Genomic DNA, 14562 nt, shown 5'->3' on the forward strand with positions numbered 1-14562 from the left:
GACCCCCGTGCGACGGGCCTGCAGCGATATCATGCGGGGGGCGGGCAGCGGCCTACTGCGACTGATGGATCACCATACCGTCGAAGGCGGGGGTGATGTGATCGGGGGTTTCGGCGTCGACGGTCGCATAGTCGAGGTCGATATGCATGTTGGTCAATACCGCGCGCTTCGGTTGCAACTTTTCGATCCACCCGAGCGTCTTTTCCAGATGCGCATGCGTCGGATGAGGTGAGCGGCGCAGGGCGTCAATGACAAGGCAGTCCAGACCTTTCATTTCGGGCCAGGCGTCGTCGTAAATCTCGGCAACATCCGGCAGATAGGCGAGTTGCCCAATGCGGAATCCAAGGGAATCGATCGAACCGTGATTCACCTTGAAAGGGCGAAACGGAATCGGGCCACCGGGACCGTCGATTTCAAATGGACCGTCGATAGACTTAAGCTCGAGGATCGGAGGATAGGGGGAGTCTTCCGGCTGAATGAACGCATATCCAAACCGCCCCAACAAAGCGTTCTGGGTGTCGCCATCCGCCCACACAGGAACACGGGTTTTCATGTTGAACACGATCATGCGCAAATCATCGATTCCATGCACATGGTCTGCGTGGGAATGCGTATAGACGACCCCGTCCAATCGCCCTGTACCTGTTTCAAGCAACTGGCTGCGCATATCAGGCGTGGTGTCGATCAGAACCGAAGTCGTGCCATCTGGCCCGTCGCGTTCGACCAGCATCGAACAGCGGCGCCGGACATTCTTGGGGTTCGCAGGGTCACAATCACCCCACTGACCGCCCAATCGCGGCACGCCGCCAGAGGATCCGCAACCCAAAATTGTAAATCGCAATCCAGTCATGCAGCGGCCTTGTACAATGCTGCTTTGGTGAACAGCCGGTCGAAGTTTGCCTGCGTCTGGTCAGCAAAAGCGGCATAGTCCATGCCAAAGACTTCGGCCCCCTTACGCGCTGTGTGCGCGGTATAGGCCGGTTCGTTGCGCTTGCCACGGTACGGCGGTGGAGCCAGATAGGGGGCGTCGGTTTCCACCAAAACGCGATCCACCGGGGCGCTTGCGAAAATGTCCCGTAATTCCTGGCTCTTGGGGAAGGCGGCTATGCCGGACATGGACAGGTAAAAACCTAAATCCAAGGCGGCCTTGGCCAGTTCAGCTGAGGATGAGAAGCAGTGCATCACGCAGGAATACGGCGCGTTGCGATATTCTTCGGCCAGAATGCTGGCCATATCTTCATCAGCTGCACGGGCGTGAATGATCAGAGGTAACCCGGTGCGCTGGGCTGCTTCGATATGGATGCGCAAGGACTGTTTCTGAACTTCCGCGCTATCGGCGGTATAGTGATAGTCCAAGCCGGTTTCACCGATACCGACTAATTTCGGATGCTGTGCCAGGGCGACCAGATCTTCGACCGAGACCAATGGCTCGTCCGCGACGCTCATCGGGTGTGTGCCGGCGGCATAGAAGACCGGCGCGTGGGCTTCGGCAATCGCACGGACAGCGGGTTCGTTGCGCAGCTTGGTGCAAATCGTCACCATGCGGGTCACGCCAGCCTGGGCAGCGCGCGTGATGATGTCGTCCAACTGGCCGTCGAAATCCGGGAAGTCCAGATGGCAATGGCTGTCAGTAATCTGGGGGGTGTCGCTCATCTGTTCTGACCGGCGGTTTCCTGTATCTTGAACACCGTATCTAGGACCAGAGCGGCAGGGTCAAGGTTGACAGCCTGACCATGTCGCGCCCGGGCTGTGATCGTCGCGGCGACCTCGGCCCAGCGACGGGCTTGATCCGGCGATGCTGACAGACGCGCCAGTGTTTCACTCTCGTTGGGGGCGGCTTCAGGAACTGGTGGTGTGCCTGTTGCCCCGGTCAGGGCCAGCCGTGACAGAGCAACGTCGATCAATGTCAGCAAAAGTTCAAACCGGTCTGCCGCGCCGCGCTGCGCCGCCGCTTCGGCCAAAGCCAGCGCGCGCTGGCGGTCCATGCGGGGCAGGGTGCCCAGTATGGCGATCAGTTCGGCATAGATGTCCAGACCACCCAGATTGATCAAACGCACGGCGTCTCCGACTGAACCCGCAGCAAGCGCAGCAAGGTGTTCAGTCGGAGCGGGAATTTCGGTTTCCGTTTGTGAAAGGGCGGCTTGCATGTCTTGCGCGTTCAGCGGGCCGAGGCGCAGCGTGCGACAGCGCGAACGGATGGTTGGCAACAGGCGCGAGGGTTGGTGTGACACCAACAAAAGGGTGGTGCGCGCAGGCGGCTCTTCCAGCATTTTCAGCAACGCGTTGGCAGCGCTGACGTTCATTTCGTCTGCTGAATCCACGATCACGACGCGGCGGCCGCCGTCAGCAGAGGACAGGCCAAAAAACTTCCCGAGCTTGCGGATGTCATCCACGACGATCTCACTGCGCAGCCGTCCCTGATCGTTCAGCGATCTGGCTATCGCCGCCAAACCCGGCTCTGCCCCGGCCTGAATGCGATGGGCTACCGGGTGGTCAGGATCGATGTCGAGCGTCTCGGGCGGAGGCGGCGCGCCGAACAACCCGTCATCCTCTGCCGGAGGTGTAGCAAGCAGGAACCGCGCAATTCGCCAAGCCAGTGTCGCCTTGCCGACACCGCGTGGCCCTGTCAGCAGCCAACCGTGATGCAGACGGTCCGAAGTGTAGGCGGTCAGAAATGCCTGTTCAGCCGCGTCCTGGCCAAAAAGCCGAACGGTTTCGCGCGGATGTGGTGCGCCCGGCACCTGATCCGGAGAAGGGATATCGTCGCTCATCGTCTACCGCAGTACTGCCTGGACGATTTCTGTCACATCCAGCGCCACGCTGTCCATGCCCCTGTTGCCATCCACGATGTGAAACCTGTCCGGGAATTCATCGGCCAGCGCCAGAAAGCCGGCGCGCATCTTCTTTTGCAATTCCGGGCCAAAGTCCTCGAAACGTTCTTCGGTGCCTTGTCGCCCCTTGGCGCGTGCCAGGCCTGTTTCAGGGTCCATGTCGATCAGCAGCGTCATATCCGGTTCGCGCCCGATCATCAGGCTGTGCAATTGATCCACGAGATTTCGCAGGTCGCCCCGGGACAAGCCCTGGTACATACGTGTGCTGTCTGCAAAGCGGTCGCAGATCACGACCTTCCCTGCTGCCAGCGCGGGTTCGATGGTACGCTCCAGATGGTCGCGACGGGCCGCGGTGAACAGCAGAATCTCGGTTTCGGCCGACCAGCGATCCGGGTCGCCCTCCAAAACCAGGCTGCGAATTTCCTCGGCCCCCGCAGAGCCGCCGGGTTCGCGCGTCAGTACCACCTCGTGACCCTGCGCACGCAGATGTTCCGCCAGCATCCGCGCCTGGGTTGACTTGCCTGAACCGTCAATGCCTTCGAAGGTCAGAAATAACCCCGCTTTCGTCACATCGACTCCAGCGGGTTGTTGATCACGTCTTTCAATACGATACTGCCAACAGTCAGCATACGTACCAAAAAACCGCCGATCGCAACATCTTCAGCTGCCACCAGCGGTCGCCGAATTTCCGGCAGCCCTTCGGGTTTGATCACCAGTTCGGCGAGTTGCTGGCCTTTCTTGACGGGCGCATTGATCGGGCCCTCATAGACCACTTCGGCCTCGACATTCTGTGTGCCCAGAACCGGGAACAGCACGTTCAGATCACCATCGGGGACAAGCCCCACGGTCTTTTTCTCGCCCATCCATAGTTTGGCTTCGGCTATCGGCGTTTCCGCGTTGGCAACTGTCCTCTCGACAAAATTTCGAAACGACCAGTTAACCACGGCTTCAGCCTCCTCTGCCCGCTGGCCGGTGCTGTCGAGACCCGTCAGCACAAAGATCACCCGCCTGTCACCTTGTTTGGCGGACCCGACAAGGCCATAGCCCGCTTCTTGCGTGTGGCCGGTTTTCAGACCATCCGCACCGATATCAAGTCGCAGCAATGGGTTGCGGTTACGGGCATTGGACGGTGCGCGGCCATCGAACTCGAAAACCTCTTCGGCGAATAGAGGGTAGTATTCTGGAAAGTCGGAGATCAGACGATCCGCAAGAACGGCCAGATCATGAACCGACATCATATGCCCGGCGGCGGGCCAACCGTTTGAATTTGCGAAGTTCGAATTGTTCATGCCCATTTGCTTGGCCCGCTGGGTCATGTATCGCGCAAACCCCGCCTCGGTGCCATCCGGGCTGAGCGCTTCGGCGATGACGACGCAGGCATCATTGCCCGACAAAACAATAATGCCGCGCAGCAGATCCTCGACACGAACGCGATCTTGCGTGTTCAGGAACATGGTCGATCCGCCATAGCTCATCGCGTGTTCTGAAACGGGCAGAGTTTCGTCCAGCGTCAAGCGCCCGTCCCGCAACGCTTCGAACGCAACGTAAAGCGTCATGAGTTTGGACATCGACGCGGGCGGCAACGGCTGGTCGGCCTCTTTCGACAGCAGTACGGTACCGGTGGTTTGGTCGATCACATATGCCGCACGGGCAGATGTATCAAAAGCCTGGGCAGGTATCGCCAGAACGGCAAACCCGAAAGCCAGAACGGATGTTCGCATTGAGGATAGCATGTTACGCCTCCCTGAATTAGTCGGTTACCGTGAACGCGTCTTTGAAGCCAAGGTCTTTCACGTCCTTTTGAAAGGCTTTTCGCTCGGCCCGGGTTGCGGCGGGGCCAACCAACACTCGCCAAACAGTACTATTTGCTGTTTTCAATTCCCGTACAACTGTGGGCATGCCGTTCCGACGCACTTTTTGGGCGGCTGACTTGGCGTTCGCCTCGACGCTGAAGGTTCCGATCTGAACAAACGGTTTGCTCAGAGGTGTCGCCGACGTTGTGGCGGCTGCGACAGGAGTGGCTTCTGACGCATCAATTGCGGCTGCGGCCCCCTCTACCGGATCCAGTGGGGTTTCGGTGATCGCGGCGGGGTCTTTCTTTTGCCACCATTTCCGTTTGGCAGGTGGCTCAGCTGGGGGCGTGACCGGTGCATCCGACAAAGAGGGTGACACCACGGCTTCGGCGGCTTCGGCGGCTACGTCTGCGCTGTCAGTCGCCGTATCTGCCGCAGCCACGGCAGTTCCCGCGGCAGCAGCTGCGGGGGCTTTCTTCTGCCACCATTTCCGCTTGGCTGGTTTTTCGGCAGGTGTGTCGACCTGATCGTCCGTAGAAGTGGGCGTCTCGGCGTCTTCGCTTGCGGTCTCGGCGTTTTCAGCCGTTTCATCCGATGCACTTTCAGTCCCCGCTGCAACCGCAGCCGTACCAGCCGCAGCAACGGCAGGTTCCTTCTTTTGCCACCATTTTCGTTTGGCCGGTTTTTCCGGGTCTGTAGAAGCTTGAGTGTCGGAAGCTCCATCAGCAGCCGCGGCGGTGGTTTCCGCTGCCGATTCTTCTGCCTCCGGCGCATCCTCCGGCGATGGTTCTTCCAGCTTTTCCCGGCGCAGTGCGACGACGCTGACTTTTGTCGGCGCGCCCGCAAGCATTCCGAGCTCTTTCGCAGCAGCGGACGAGACCTGAAGCGCGGGTCCGGGCAGATCGCGCTCGCGCCGGAACAGGGCGCCAGTCACGGATTTGTTGTTAGAGGTGTTTCTGATCACGACACGCTCAGGTTGTGAAACGTCCGGGTGAGCAACCCAAACCCCGCCAAGGGACGGGCGGCCATCCCAAAGCCCTGCTTCGGTTGTCTGAAAAACCTCAGGGGCTTCGACATCACGCTTAGAGCTGGTGGTCACGTCGGGCAGGAGTTCTGTTTTCCCCGAATTTTCTTCCGGTTTCTCAGCCGATTCAGAAGTTGAAAAAGCCTCTTCGCATCCGGCCAGTATCGTCAAAGTCAACGCCAGATACGCCAGCCGTTTCGGCCCCGGGCGTGTCTCGATCGCTCGCTTCATCTGCTTATCCCTTGCCTGAAGGGGTTTCGTTTTCCGAACCCCGCTGCCGGTCTGCCGGTTCTGTATGCCAGCCTGTTACGGTCTTTCGAACGGATCATAACGTGGCTGAAGTGTCATGGAAAGACCGCTGCACAGGCTTCGGCAAGATTTCCCGATTTCGGCTTGCCTCTGGTCGAACTTCGCCTTAGACCCTGCTGTCGACGGGGAGGTGGCAGAGTGGTCGAATGCGGCGGTCTTGAAAACCGTTGAACGTGAGAGCGTTCCGTGGGTTCGAATCCCACTCTCCCCGCCACTTATCAACAGCTTACAGGAATGCCACCCGATTTTCCGGGCCGTGCGTGTAACGCGGTCGTGTAACAAACCGATACTTTGCATCCTATTCCGCAGCCTTCCCCAGATTGGAGCCGGTCAGCGTCGTCGGAGCGATCATTCAGCGATCAGGAATCGTCTGGAACGGGACCGTACTTTCGCAGCCGATGGGCCGACCAAACGAAGCGCGGACAAACCGTCGTTGGTGTTTTGGACACCAACGATGGCTTGATGCAATTCGTAACGTCAGGATCTGTCCAAGACAGCAATCCAGAGCCAATCAGCGTCCAGACACCAAAAAACGTCAAGCAGCTTGCGTTTGGCCTTGCGTCATCCAAAGGAGCCCAAAGAGAAGTAACACAGCAGAAATAGCGGGTGCGATTGTACGCACAGAGTTGCAGAAGGTCCATCGCGGGACATAGACCTGCAACCAGTAATCGCGGGTGGTGTCCGAAGACATTTCCATGCCCGCAAGGGCCTCGTCCATCGGGACGTTGAAAAAGACAGTGACGCCGAAACAGCCATCCAGATAGCACAAACCGGCAAGCATGATCAGCGTTCCGGCAGGGCCGCTCAGAGCAATAGCTCCGTAACCTGCAACGACCAATGACACTACTGGCATTCCAAGAAACAGCGTCATGAAGACCCAGTGAAAGAATTTTCGGTTGATCACCTGCATTGTCTCAACGCCGCCATGGCCGCTGGTCATTCCAGGGGCACGCATGATGAAGTCGGAAAACGCGAGAAAGACGCCGCCGAGAAAGGCATAGGCGAGAATGGCGCATTGGATCAGAAGCACGAAGACGGTGGTCAAGTCACTTACTCGTTTTGGGAACTTGGGCAGGTGATGTTTGTCACCCGCCCGATTGCGAGGTTGGCTTAGGCCGCATTCTGCCAGGCCCCGGCGATCATTGCGGTTTGTGCAAACTCCGCGAAGTCCCGTGGCTTGCGGCCCATGGCGCGCTCGACCCCATCGGCCGTATTGGCGTTTCGCCCATCTAGGGTTTCCCGGGCGATTGCGGTGAAAACGCCTGCCACGAAGGTGTCGCCAGAGGCGGCGACATTTGTGTGGAAGTCCTCAAAGCTGATTGGGATGTGCTGGATCGGGCGATCCAAGGTGGTGGTCAAAACCTGGGCCATCTCGGCAAAGCTCATCAGGCGCGGGCCGGTCACCTCGTACCGTTCGCCCAAGTGTCCGTCTTCGGTCAGTGCCGCAACGACCACATCAGCGATATCATCGATGTCGATGATCGGCTCCGCGATATCGCCGCCGGGCATGGGAAGAACCCCGCCAAGGATCGGGTCGCGGAGGTAGCCTTCGGAGAAGTTCTGCGCAAACCACGCCGAGCGCACGATGGTAAACCCGATGCCGGAGTTGCGGATCACCTCTTCTCCCATGCTCGCGAAGTGCTCGCCCCGGCCGGACAAGAGCACGATGTGCTGCAAGCCGGTGTCCAAAGCGACCTTTGCAAAAGCCTCCAACTTTTCGATGGCGCCGGGGAAGGCCAGGTCAGGGAAATAGGTGACATAGGCTTTGGTGACACCGGTCAGGATCGGTGCCCAGGTGCTTTGGTCTTCCCAATCAAAAGGGGTCTCAGAGCGCCGCGCGCCGAGTCTGACGGACACGCCTTTGGCTTCAAGTTTTTGCTGCGACGCGCGATCCGGTTTTACCAGTGGCACCAATGACGAGGATAGGTTGATTTGACATAGTTTCCTCCTGTGGTGAGCCGCAGGCCCACCTTGTTTTTGAGTTTCAACGAGTATTGTTGTGGTGGCCGCGGCCCTTAAAGAAGGAGGGTCGCCGCCCATCCTATCGCGATCAGGCGGAATAGCGATGAGAAGTAGATGAGGTAGAATTGAATTTGAATGCCGTGACGCGGGTACCGGCTGCTGGGGCGTGTGAAGAACGGTGCATCGCTACGCACTCTCACGGACTTGGCCGACGAGGATCGACCAGTCCATGCCCAACGCGCCATAGACGTCACCGGCCTGATTGCTCGCATTGTCCGCGAGGATCTCGATCATCAGGCTGGCACCATCCGCGACAACCACGCCGGCTTGGGTCAGACGAACAAGTGCGGTTTCGCGTTTTGTCATGTTGAAAGTCCCGCTGGCATCCACGGCGACATAGGCTTCGAATCCCTCGCGCACGGCCCGCATCGCAGGAAACGCGGCGCAGACTTCGAGGGAGAGGCCCGCAAAGATCAGCTTGCTTCGACCCGTCGCGCGAATGGCCTCGTCGACCCGTGGGTCATCCCACGCATTGACCGTTGTCCGGTCGATGAAGGTCTGATCGGGCAATGCCTCCTGCAGCTCCGGAATGGCAGGCCCCCAGAGTGTCTGTGACGAAGTAGTGGTTGTGACAATCGGTAGGCCGAGCGCCGTTGCAGCCTTGGCCAGCCCAACGATGTTGTGTTTCAGATCGGCGATCGAATAGTCGCGGATTCCCGTCATCAGGCCGACCTGATTGTCGACAAATACAACAGCGGCATTGTCACGGGTAAGCGGTTCTGGATTGTGCGAATGGGTCATGGTCTTCTCCCTTCTGGATAGGTCCTCAGTTGAGTTGATTTCACTCAATGGATCCGAGGCGACCGGAACGATAGGCCGCCTCGACTGCGTCAAGCTCTGCCGCATTGCCCATGGCATACGGGCCTCTTTGGACAAAGGCTTGGCGAAGGGGTTGGCCCCGGAAAAGGACGACATGCGCCCCGTCTTCTGAGGAAAATGAGATGTCCGTGGCATCGGTGAATGCGATGGCTTTACCGGGTTGCAGATCGGCAGACCCTGCGTTCCACGTCACGTAAGAGGTGCCCTTGATGGCGAGGATCCAAACGTGGTGGTCCTTGTCGCCCGTATGCGTAAACTGCCCACCGGCCTTTATGTCGATATCAAGCAGCGTCAGCGGGATATCCGGCGCTTTCGCACCTGCGATACCGTCTGTTTCCCCCAGAACAAGCCGCGCGGTGGCGTGATCACCCGTCAGCTTTGGAATATCCGCAGCCGTTACATGAAACGCCGCCGGGGCGTCATGCCGGTTGCTCTGCGGCAAGTTCACGAATACCTGCAAGGCATGTGTCCGCGCACCGGGGCGGGTCGCTTCATTATGGATGGCCCCACACGCGGCCTTAAACCAATAGAGATCACCTGGCGCCAGATCGAGGTCATTGCCAAGAGAGTCCCGATTGTGAAACGCGCCTATGCTGTCCTCGAACATGACCGTCACGGCGGACAGTCCGGCATGGGCATGTGTCCCGAAGGTGGGCTGCGTCATGACGAAGTGATCCACCATAATCAGCGGGTCCATCAGTCCCCGGAAGTCTGCGTGCTGATAGCTTTGGGCCTGAAAGCCGTCATCGATAGTGAGTGTACGACCGTCACTCTGCGCATGGGTTTCGCAGGGGACGCCTGCGAGCTTGTCAATGTGTTGCGTGTCCATGTCAGTCTCTCGCGTTGTGTCGCATTGATAATATGAGCAAGACAATTGAACGAAAATTGGCCAATATTAGAACATATCGTTCTATAGATGGGACAATGAGAGGGCTCAGGATGGATCTCAACGACGCTTTCTATTTCGTTCAGGTTGTTGAAAAGGGCGGTTTTTCCGCCGCGGCGCGGTCGCTGAACGTCCCGAAGTCGCGTCTCAGCCGCCGTGTGCGTCAACTTGAGGATGACCTTTGCGCGCGCCTGTTGCAGCGCACATCGCGCATCGTCACGACAACAGAGGTTGGCGAGGAATTCTATCGCCACGCCCAAGACGCCTTGGCGCGGTTCGAGAACGCCGAAACCGCTGTTCGGCGCAAAACCAACACCATCGAAGGCACCGTCACGGTGTCCTGTTCCGTAGGCATGGCGCAGTTTGGGCTTGATCAGATCTTGCCTCGGTTCTTGCAGGACAATCCGGGCGTGACGGTGGTGCAGCGGGCGTCAAATCAGATGGAGGATTTGATCAAGGGCGGGATCGACGTCGCAATCCGGGGGCATATGGACACGCTGCCGGACTCCAGCCTGATCCAGATGCGACTGGCGCGTTTGGAATGGCACCTGTTCTGCTCGCCTGAGTATCATGACACTTTGGATCACACTGAAGATCCGGTCGCGCTGGCCAATCGCCCGGCTCTGGTTCTGGGCCGCCCCGGAGCAACGCATCAATGGTTGCTCACGAGTAGTGATGGGCAAATCGCATCGGTCCCCTGCCAAGTGCGTTTTGCGAGCGATGATATGTCGACGCTCAAAAACGCCGCAGCTTTGTCCCTGGGGCTTGTCGCCCTGCCAGCCTACGTTTGTCGAGCGGAGGTGGAAGCCGGATCGCTCGTGCGCGTCTTGACGGCTTGGACAGCGGGCTTGCCGCAGATCAGCCTTTTGATGCCATCGCGCCAGGGATTGCTGCCGGCGTTTGAAGCGTTCCTTGATTGCTTGAAGCAAGAAATGCCAGCTGTTTTGGCTGGCGATGAGGACTTCGCAAGTGGATAGAGAGGCTGTGACGATCAACTGCGTATGAGACCAACTCAAGACTGATCTGAGACCGTAACGAATGTCCGGCTGTGCTGCACGTCAATTCAATGACAGCAGGCCGCCTCTCCGCACCGGCTTCGCAAAACTCAACAGCAAATCACAGTCTATTGCGCACAGGTCGGTCAGCTGGCTACCAAAAGTTCTGCTACAGATTTGGCTTCGTGCGCAGCGCCTTGCGAATGTGACATCGCCGCAATGACAATGGCGCCTTCCTTCAACAAAAGGAATTGCCGAGCCATAGCATGCAGCAATTTTCACTCTGCGTGCGCGCGCAGCACGAATTAGCAATGGCAGGGTTGGAATACTTTTTTGTTCCGCCGCGCAAACCACGAGTGGCCTGTTCCGGAGACAGCGCCGTGCGCCGCACCGCTCATGAACGGATAAGATGCGGACGCTTCAAAGCTTCTCTGGTGCCGACATCGCGTCATGGCTTCAAGGTTATGAGAAATCCTGCATCGAAATCCAGTCGACACAAAGATATGGCACGCGCGGGTATAGTATCAACTGGCACAGGAATATGGTTAGCAATCGGGATTTACTGGCGGACCTGGATCCAATTATCTAAAAGCCCACGCTGATGATTGACGGCGAGCAGGACATGATCCCGAAGCCCGAAAAACTCGCTGAATTTGTGTCCGTTGTGGATGTTGCTAGCTTTGATTGCGGTCACTGAATTCAACAGGAAATACCGGAGGAGACGGCCAGCGTGATTTTGGAGTGGTTAGCGGGGCAGGATGCAGGATAGAGCGGTCACTGCCGCATTCTACCTAAAGCCGGAATTCGCAAAATTAGTATTGAAGTCTCCCTCCTGTCCGCGCAACCCAGTTGGCTCCCGCTAGTAGGACGAGCAAGACGGCGACAGTGGTCGTGCCGGACTTCGCAACAGTTGCCGCGCTGGTCGCATGGATCAGATGATCGGGCAAATTTGGCCAACTCAGGATCATAGCTGCGACACCAAGATTTTCAACGTAGTCAAGAATGGCAGCGCCTACCGAAGCCCACACGCCAACCCGGGCCAGTTTGCATTCGGGCAGATCCCGCCTGAACCAGTAAATTGCAAAGATCAAAGTCAGTGCGAGCAGGGCTGGATAGACCGTATCCAGTGGGACTTGTCGGGTCAGATAATACACACGGCCTTCCTCACCTAACACCTCAAGGAGCACGGCAGCTTCCTGCGGGCCGTAGCCTAAAGGGCGCATATCAAAGGGTGTCAAAGTCGAAACCGCTTCGAGATGGGCGAGCGTTATGTTGATCATAAGCAGGTAAATTGTCACCCCTGCTGCCCCAAAACCAAATGTCGCCAAACCGTAGTATCGCGCCCAAATTCCTGTCGTCATTTTCCAAACTCCTTATGATGTGCAACACATGATCCCGGACGACGCGATGCGCATTATCATTTGATAAGGGTTTCTGAGAATGGACTTGCGGACCTTTCTTTTGCAGTCACCTGACCTGTCGGAACGGGTTAGCAGTGAGCAGTTCGCTTCAGAATGGTCGACCAGACGCATAGAAAAGGGGAGGCAAATCATTCGGCAGGAAGAACTCGAAACCAATGAGTTCATCGTGCTTGAGGGCTGTTTTGCCAGCCGTATCTATGACTCTGATGGTCTTGAGGTTTGTGTAGGGCTTTATGTTGGCCCCAGTGTCCTGACGCCAAATATTGCGCGCACGCGGGATCGTGTGTCGCTTGTCGAAGTTGAAGCGATAACCGATGCTACGATTGCGCTGATGGACAGGGCTAGGCTTTCAGACCTGATGCTTGCCTCGGAACCTGTCCGCAACTGGGCCAACGGTGTTCTGCGTAATGAGCTAGGCCAGAAGGTTGATCGGGAGTGGTGCCTTGCAGCACTCGGCGGGTCTGATCGTCTGGTCTGGTTTCGGGAAAAGTTCCCCGGCTATGAACAAATTTTTGCGCATTCTCTGATCGCGTCATTTCTCGGCATATCGCCTGTCACACTGAGCCGGTTGCGCGGCCAAGAGCGGCACCGATGAGTACATTTCCGATAACCTGGCTGGTGAGTGTTCTTATGACCATTGCGGCCTATGTGCTTGCATGGAACACGCGCGTTCCTGTCCATTCCAGAGTATTCCTCTGTGCCTTTCTGCTGTGTCTGGTTTTTGTCACTGTTTTGCTGGGGATGCGGGTCTCTTTAGACTGGCTCTGGCCGGCCCGCGTTCAGCCATATGTCGCTATTCTGTCGGCGCCTTCAGCCTATCTGGGATTTGCCGCGCTGACTTTGGATAACGGCCCGCGTTGGAACGGTATGTTGGCACGCAATGGAGGGCTTATCGCTGTCGCCATGGCTGGAGTGGCTGCACCCCTACCGATTTCTGCTGATGTGTTCATCCTCGCCGTCAACTGCATCTACATCGTGCGCCTGACAGGATTGCTAAGCTACGGACCAGATGATTTCCTTTCGGTGCCGCCTCATACAACGGGCCTGTGGCGCACGGCGATATACGCAACGATTGTGCTAGTCGGTCTGATGATTGTCGCTGATGGCTTGGTCTTTGCAATCAGTTTGGTGGCAAGTGATCCGCAACTTGTAACGCCTCTGACCGGGGTTTCGGGTCTGTTTGCGGGGTTCGTCTTTGTCGTGGCATTGATCGGCGTGCCGCTGATCTTACGCGTCTCACACCAAGATACCCCCGACCGCGCGGCACCGTCTGACGCGGATCAAGCGTTGATGCGGACCCTCAATGAGATCATGAACGATAAACAGCTATTTCGCGACAGCAACCTCACACTGTCGCGGCTCGCAAAACGCCTCTCGGTCCCGGCCCGTGATCTGTCTGGTGCGATAAACCGCGTCACCGAACAGAACTTTTCGCGTTTCATCAATGGCTACCGTGTCGCCTATGCGCAAGACGCCCTGTTGGAAACCGATCTACCGGTAACGGAGGTCATGTTCGAGGCCGGTTTCCTGTCAAAGTCGAGCTTCAACACTGAGTTTCGACGCGTGACAGGGCTGACGCCCTCGCAATTCAGGAGCAAGGGCGCGGACGGATAATCCGCCTGCGCCCTCTTCGCCTGGCTAAATACTCTGGCAGGAAACCTGCTTTGCCTGTACCCCAAAAATATCTCCAAGGATATTGCGGCCCGGATTGATGACAAAGCCAAACCCGGCGTCCAGTCCCGATTGCAGCACAATGTCCGCATCAGAGCCGATCTGGTCGCTGACACTGTACATGTCGCTCACAACATCCCGGCCTTTTGCTATTGATCTGGCAACCTGCCTGCTTTTGATGACAAAATGGATTGGATCGACCAGATGACCACTTATTGACTGGCCATCGAGATCGCCTGCGACAAACCGGACGGGGATGTTCAGGCAAAGCCCTGGCTGATCCGTGCGCAGGATTGCTTTCCCGCTGCCTGCGATGCCACGTAGCGCAAGAAGGTTCACTTCGCGTGGCCGTTCGACCAACAGAAAGCCGAAAGCACCAACGGGGATGTCATGTCCGGCGCTGGTGGACACTTGGTGTCGCGTGGCGATGGCATCTGTATTGGGCGCGGCATCGGCCAGCGCGGCACTTGCAAGGGCGCCCGTAAGAACAACTGCTAAGCGCAGCTTAAGAGATATTTGGTTCAACATTGTCGTATCCTTTGATGAGTTTCGCATGAGCCACAGTTGCGGCCATGATGCTCATCAGCACCGGTTTTGGCAGGGGGTTCGCCCGAAGACATGATTCAGAACGTTCGAAATCGCGATTCAAGACGAGGAAACTGGAATGCGGACTTCTGCTTCGTTCCAGAACTGGGTCTTAACCTCGTAAGCTTCGCTGGATCCTGTCCGAACGGCCGTTTCTTCCGCTGCGCAGCGGCAAGGGGTTTTTCGCTCTTGCCACATTTTCCGCG

15 protein-coding genes and 1 tRNA gene are annotated in these 14562 nt (G+C 57.6%); 4 read left to right on the top strand and 12 right to left on the bottom strand.

What is annotated here, in order from left to right:
• Nucleotides 1–52: 52 nt before the first annotated feature.
• The 6 genes from AC2FFA_RS03265 to AC2FFA_RS03290 are packed head-to-tail and all read right to left on the bottom strand — an operon-like array spanning nucleotide 53 to nucleotide 5879.
• Nucleotides 53–850: an MBL fold metallo-hydrolase gene (locus tag AC2FFA_RS03265; protein WP_496849929.1), complete on the bottom strand. Its 798-nt coding sequence runs from the start codon at nucleotides 848–850 to the stop codon at nucleotides 53–55.
• Nucleotides 847–1653 carry a TatD family hydrolase gene (locus AC2FFA_RS03270; RefSeq protein ID WP_496849931.1) on the bottom strand — a complete coding sequence of 269 codons (807 nt, stop codon included), beginning with the start codon at nucleotides 1651–1653 and terminating at the stop codon, nucleotides 847–849. The genes AC2FFA_RS03265 and AC2FFA_RS03270 overlap by 4 nt, the downstream gene beginning before the upstream one ends.
• A complete protein-coding gene (locus AC2FFA_RS03275) occupies nucleotides 1650–2771 on the bottom strand; it encodes a DNA polymerase III subunit delta' (RefSeq protein WP_496849933.1) in 1122 nt (373 codons plus the stop codon). The genes AC2FFA_RS03270 and AC2FFA_RS03275 overlap by 4 nt, the downstream gene beginning before the upstream one ends.
• Nucleotides 2772–2774: 3 nt before the next feature.
• Nucleotides 2775–3401, bottom strand: coding sequence for a dTMP kinase (gene tmk / locus AC2FFA_RS03280; RefSeq protein WP_496849935.1), 627 nt, complete (start codon nucleotides 3399–3401; stop codon nucleotides 2775–2777).
• The gene (locus AC2FFA_RS03285; protein WP_117868432.1) at nucleotides 3398–4564 is read right to left on the bottom strand and encodes a D-alanyl-D-alanine carboxypeptidase family protein; all 1167 of its coding nucleotides are present in this window, start codon (nucleotides 4562–4564) and stop codon (nucleotides 3398–3400) included. The genes tmk and AC2FFA_RS03285 overlap by 4 nt, the downstream gene beginning before the upstream one ends.
• 16 nt (nucleotides 4565–4580) lie before the next feature.
• A complete protein-coding gene (locus AC2FFA_RS03290; RefSeq protein ID WP_496849936.1) occupies nucleotides 4581–5879 on the bottom strand; it encodes an SPOR domain-containing protein in 1299 nt (432 codons plus the stop codon).
• Nucleotides 5880–6081: 202 nt separating this feature from the next.
• Between AC2FFA_RS03290 and AC2FFA_RS03295 the strand changes: the two genes are divergently transcribed.
• Nucleotides 6082–6171, top strand: a tRNA-Ser gene (locus tag AC2FFA_RS03295).
• 321 nt (nucleotides 6172–6492) lie between these two features.
• Here AC2FFA_RS03295 and AC2FFA_RS03300 read toward each other — a convergent pair.
• The 4 genes from AC2FFA_RS03300 to AC2FFA_RS03315 form a co-directional block, all read right to left on the bottom strand.
• Nucleotides 6493–7002 carry an anthrone oxygenase family protein gene (locus AC2FFA_RS03300; RefSeq protein WP_496849938.1) on the bottom strand — a complete coding sequence of 170 codons (510 nt, stop codon included), beginning with the start codon at nucleotides 7000–7002 and terminating at the stop codon, nucleotides 6493–6495.
• A 65-nt stretch (nucleotides 7003–7067) separates the two neighbouring features.
• A complete protein-coding gene (locus tag AC2FFA_RS03305) occupies nucleotides 7068–7814 on the bottom strand; it encodes a Rossmann-fold NAD(P)-binding domain-containing protein (protein WP_496849940.1) in 747 nt (248 codons plus the stop codon).
• 291 nt (nucleotides 7815–8105) lie between these two features.
• The gene (locus AC2FFA_RS03310) at nucleotides 8106–8720 is read right to left on the bottom strand and encodes an isochorismatase family protein (protein WP_496849942.1); all 615 of its coding nucleotides are present in this window, start codon (nucleotides 8718–8720) and stop codon (nucleotides 8106–8108) included.
• Between the two features lie 40 nt (nucleotides 8721–8760).
• Nucleotides 8761–9627 carry a pirin family protein gene (locus AC2FFA_RS03315; protein WP_496849943.1) on the bottom strand — a complete coding sequence of 289 codons (867 nt, stop codon included), beginning with the start codon at nucleotides 9625–9627 and terminating at the stop codon, nucleotides 8761–8763.
• A 110-nt stretch (nucleotides 9628–9737) separates the two neighbouring features.
• Between AC2FFA_RS03315 and AC2FFA_RS03320 the strand changes: the two genes are divergently transcribed.
• A complete protein-coding gene (locus tag AC2FFA_RS03320; RefSeq protein WP_496849945.1) occupies nucleotides 9738–10661 on the top strand; it encodes a LysR substrate-binding domain-containing protein in 924 nt (307 codons plus the stop codon).
• Between the two features lie 830 nt (nucleotides 10662–11491).
• Here the strand turns inward: AC2FFA_RS03320 and AC2FFA_RS03325 are convergent.
• A complete protein-coding gene (locus AC2FFA_RS03325; protein ID WP_496849946.1) occupies nucleotides 11492–12040 on the bottom strand; it encodes a hypothetical protein in 549 nt (182 codons plus the stop codon).
• Between the two features lie 85 nt (nucleotides 12041–12125).
• On the opposite strand from AC2FFA_RS03325, the gene AC2FFA_RS03330 reads away from it, so the two are divergent.
• Both AC2FFA_RS03330 and AC2FFA_RS03335 read left to right on the top strand, forming a co-directional pair.
• Nucleotides 12126–12695: a Crp/Fnr family transcriptional regulator gene (locus AC2FFA_RS03330; RefSeq protein ID WP_496849948.1), complete on the top strand. Its 570-nt coding sequence runs from the start codon at nucleotides 12126–12128 to the stop codon at nucleotides 12693–12695.
• On the top strand, nucleotides 12692–13714 hold the full coding sequence (locus tag AC2FFA_RS03335) for a helix-turn-helix domain-containing protein (protein ID WP_496849949.1): 1023 nt from the start codon (nucleotides 12692–12694) through the stop codon (nucleotides 13712–13714). Before AC2FFA_RS03330 ends, AC2FFA_RS03335 begins: the two co-directional genes overlap by 4 nt.
• A gap of 24 nt (nucleotides 13715–13738) precedes the next feature.
• Here AC2FFA_RS03335 and AC2FFA_RS03340 read toward each other — a convergent pair whose 3' ends face one another.
• On the bottom strand, nucleotides 13739–14299 hold the full coding sequence (locus AC2FFA_RS03340; RefSeq protein WP_496849951.1) for a hypothetical protein: 561 nt from the start codon (nucleotides 14297–14299) through the stop codon (nucleotides 13739–13741).
• Between the last annotated feature and the right edge of the window lie 263 nt (nucleotides 14300–14562).

The sequence above is a fragment of the Ruegeria sp. YTSB088 genome (assembly GCF_059609825.1).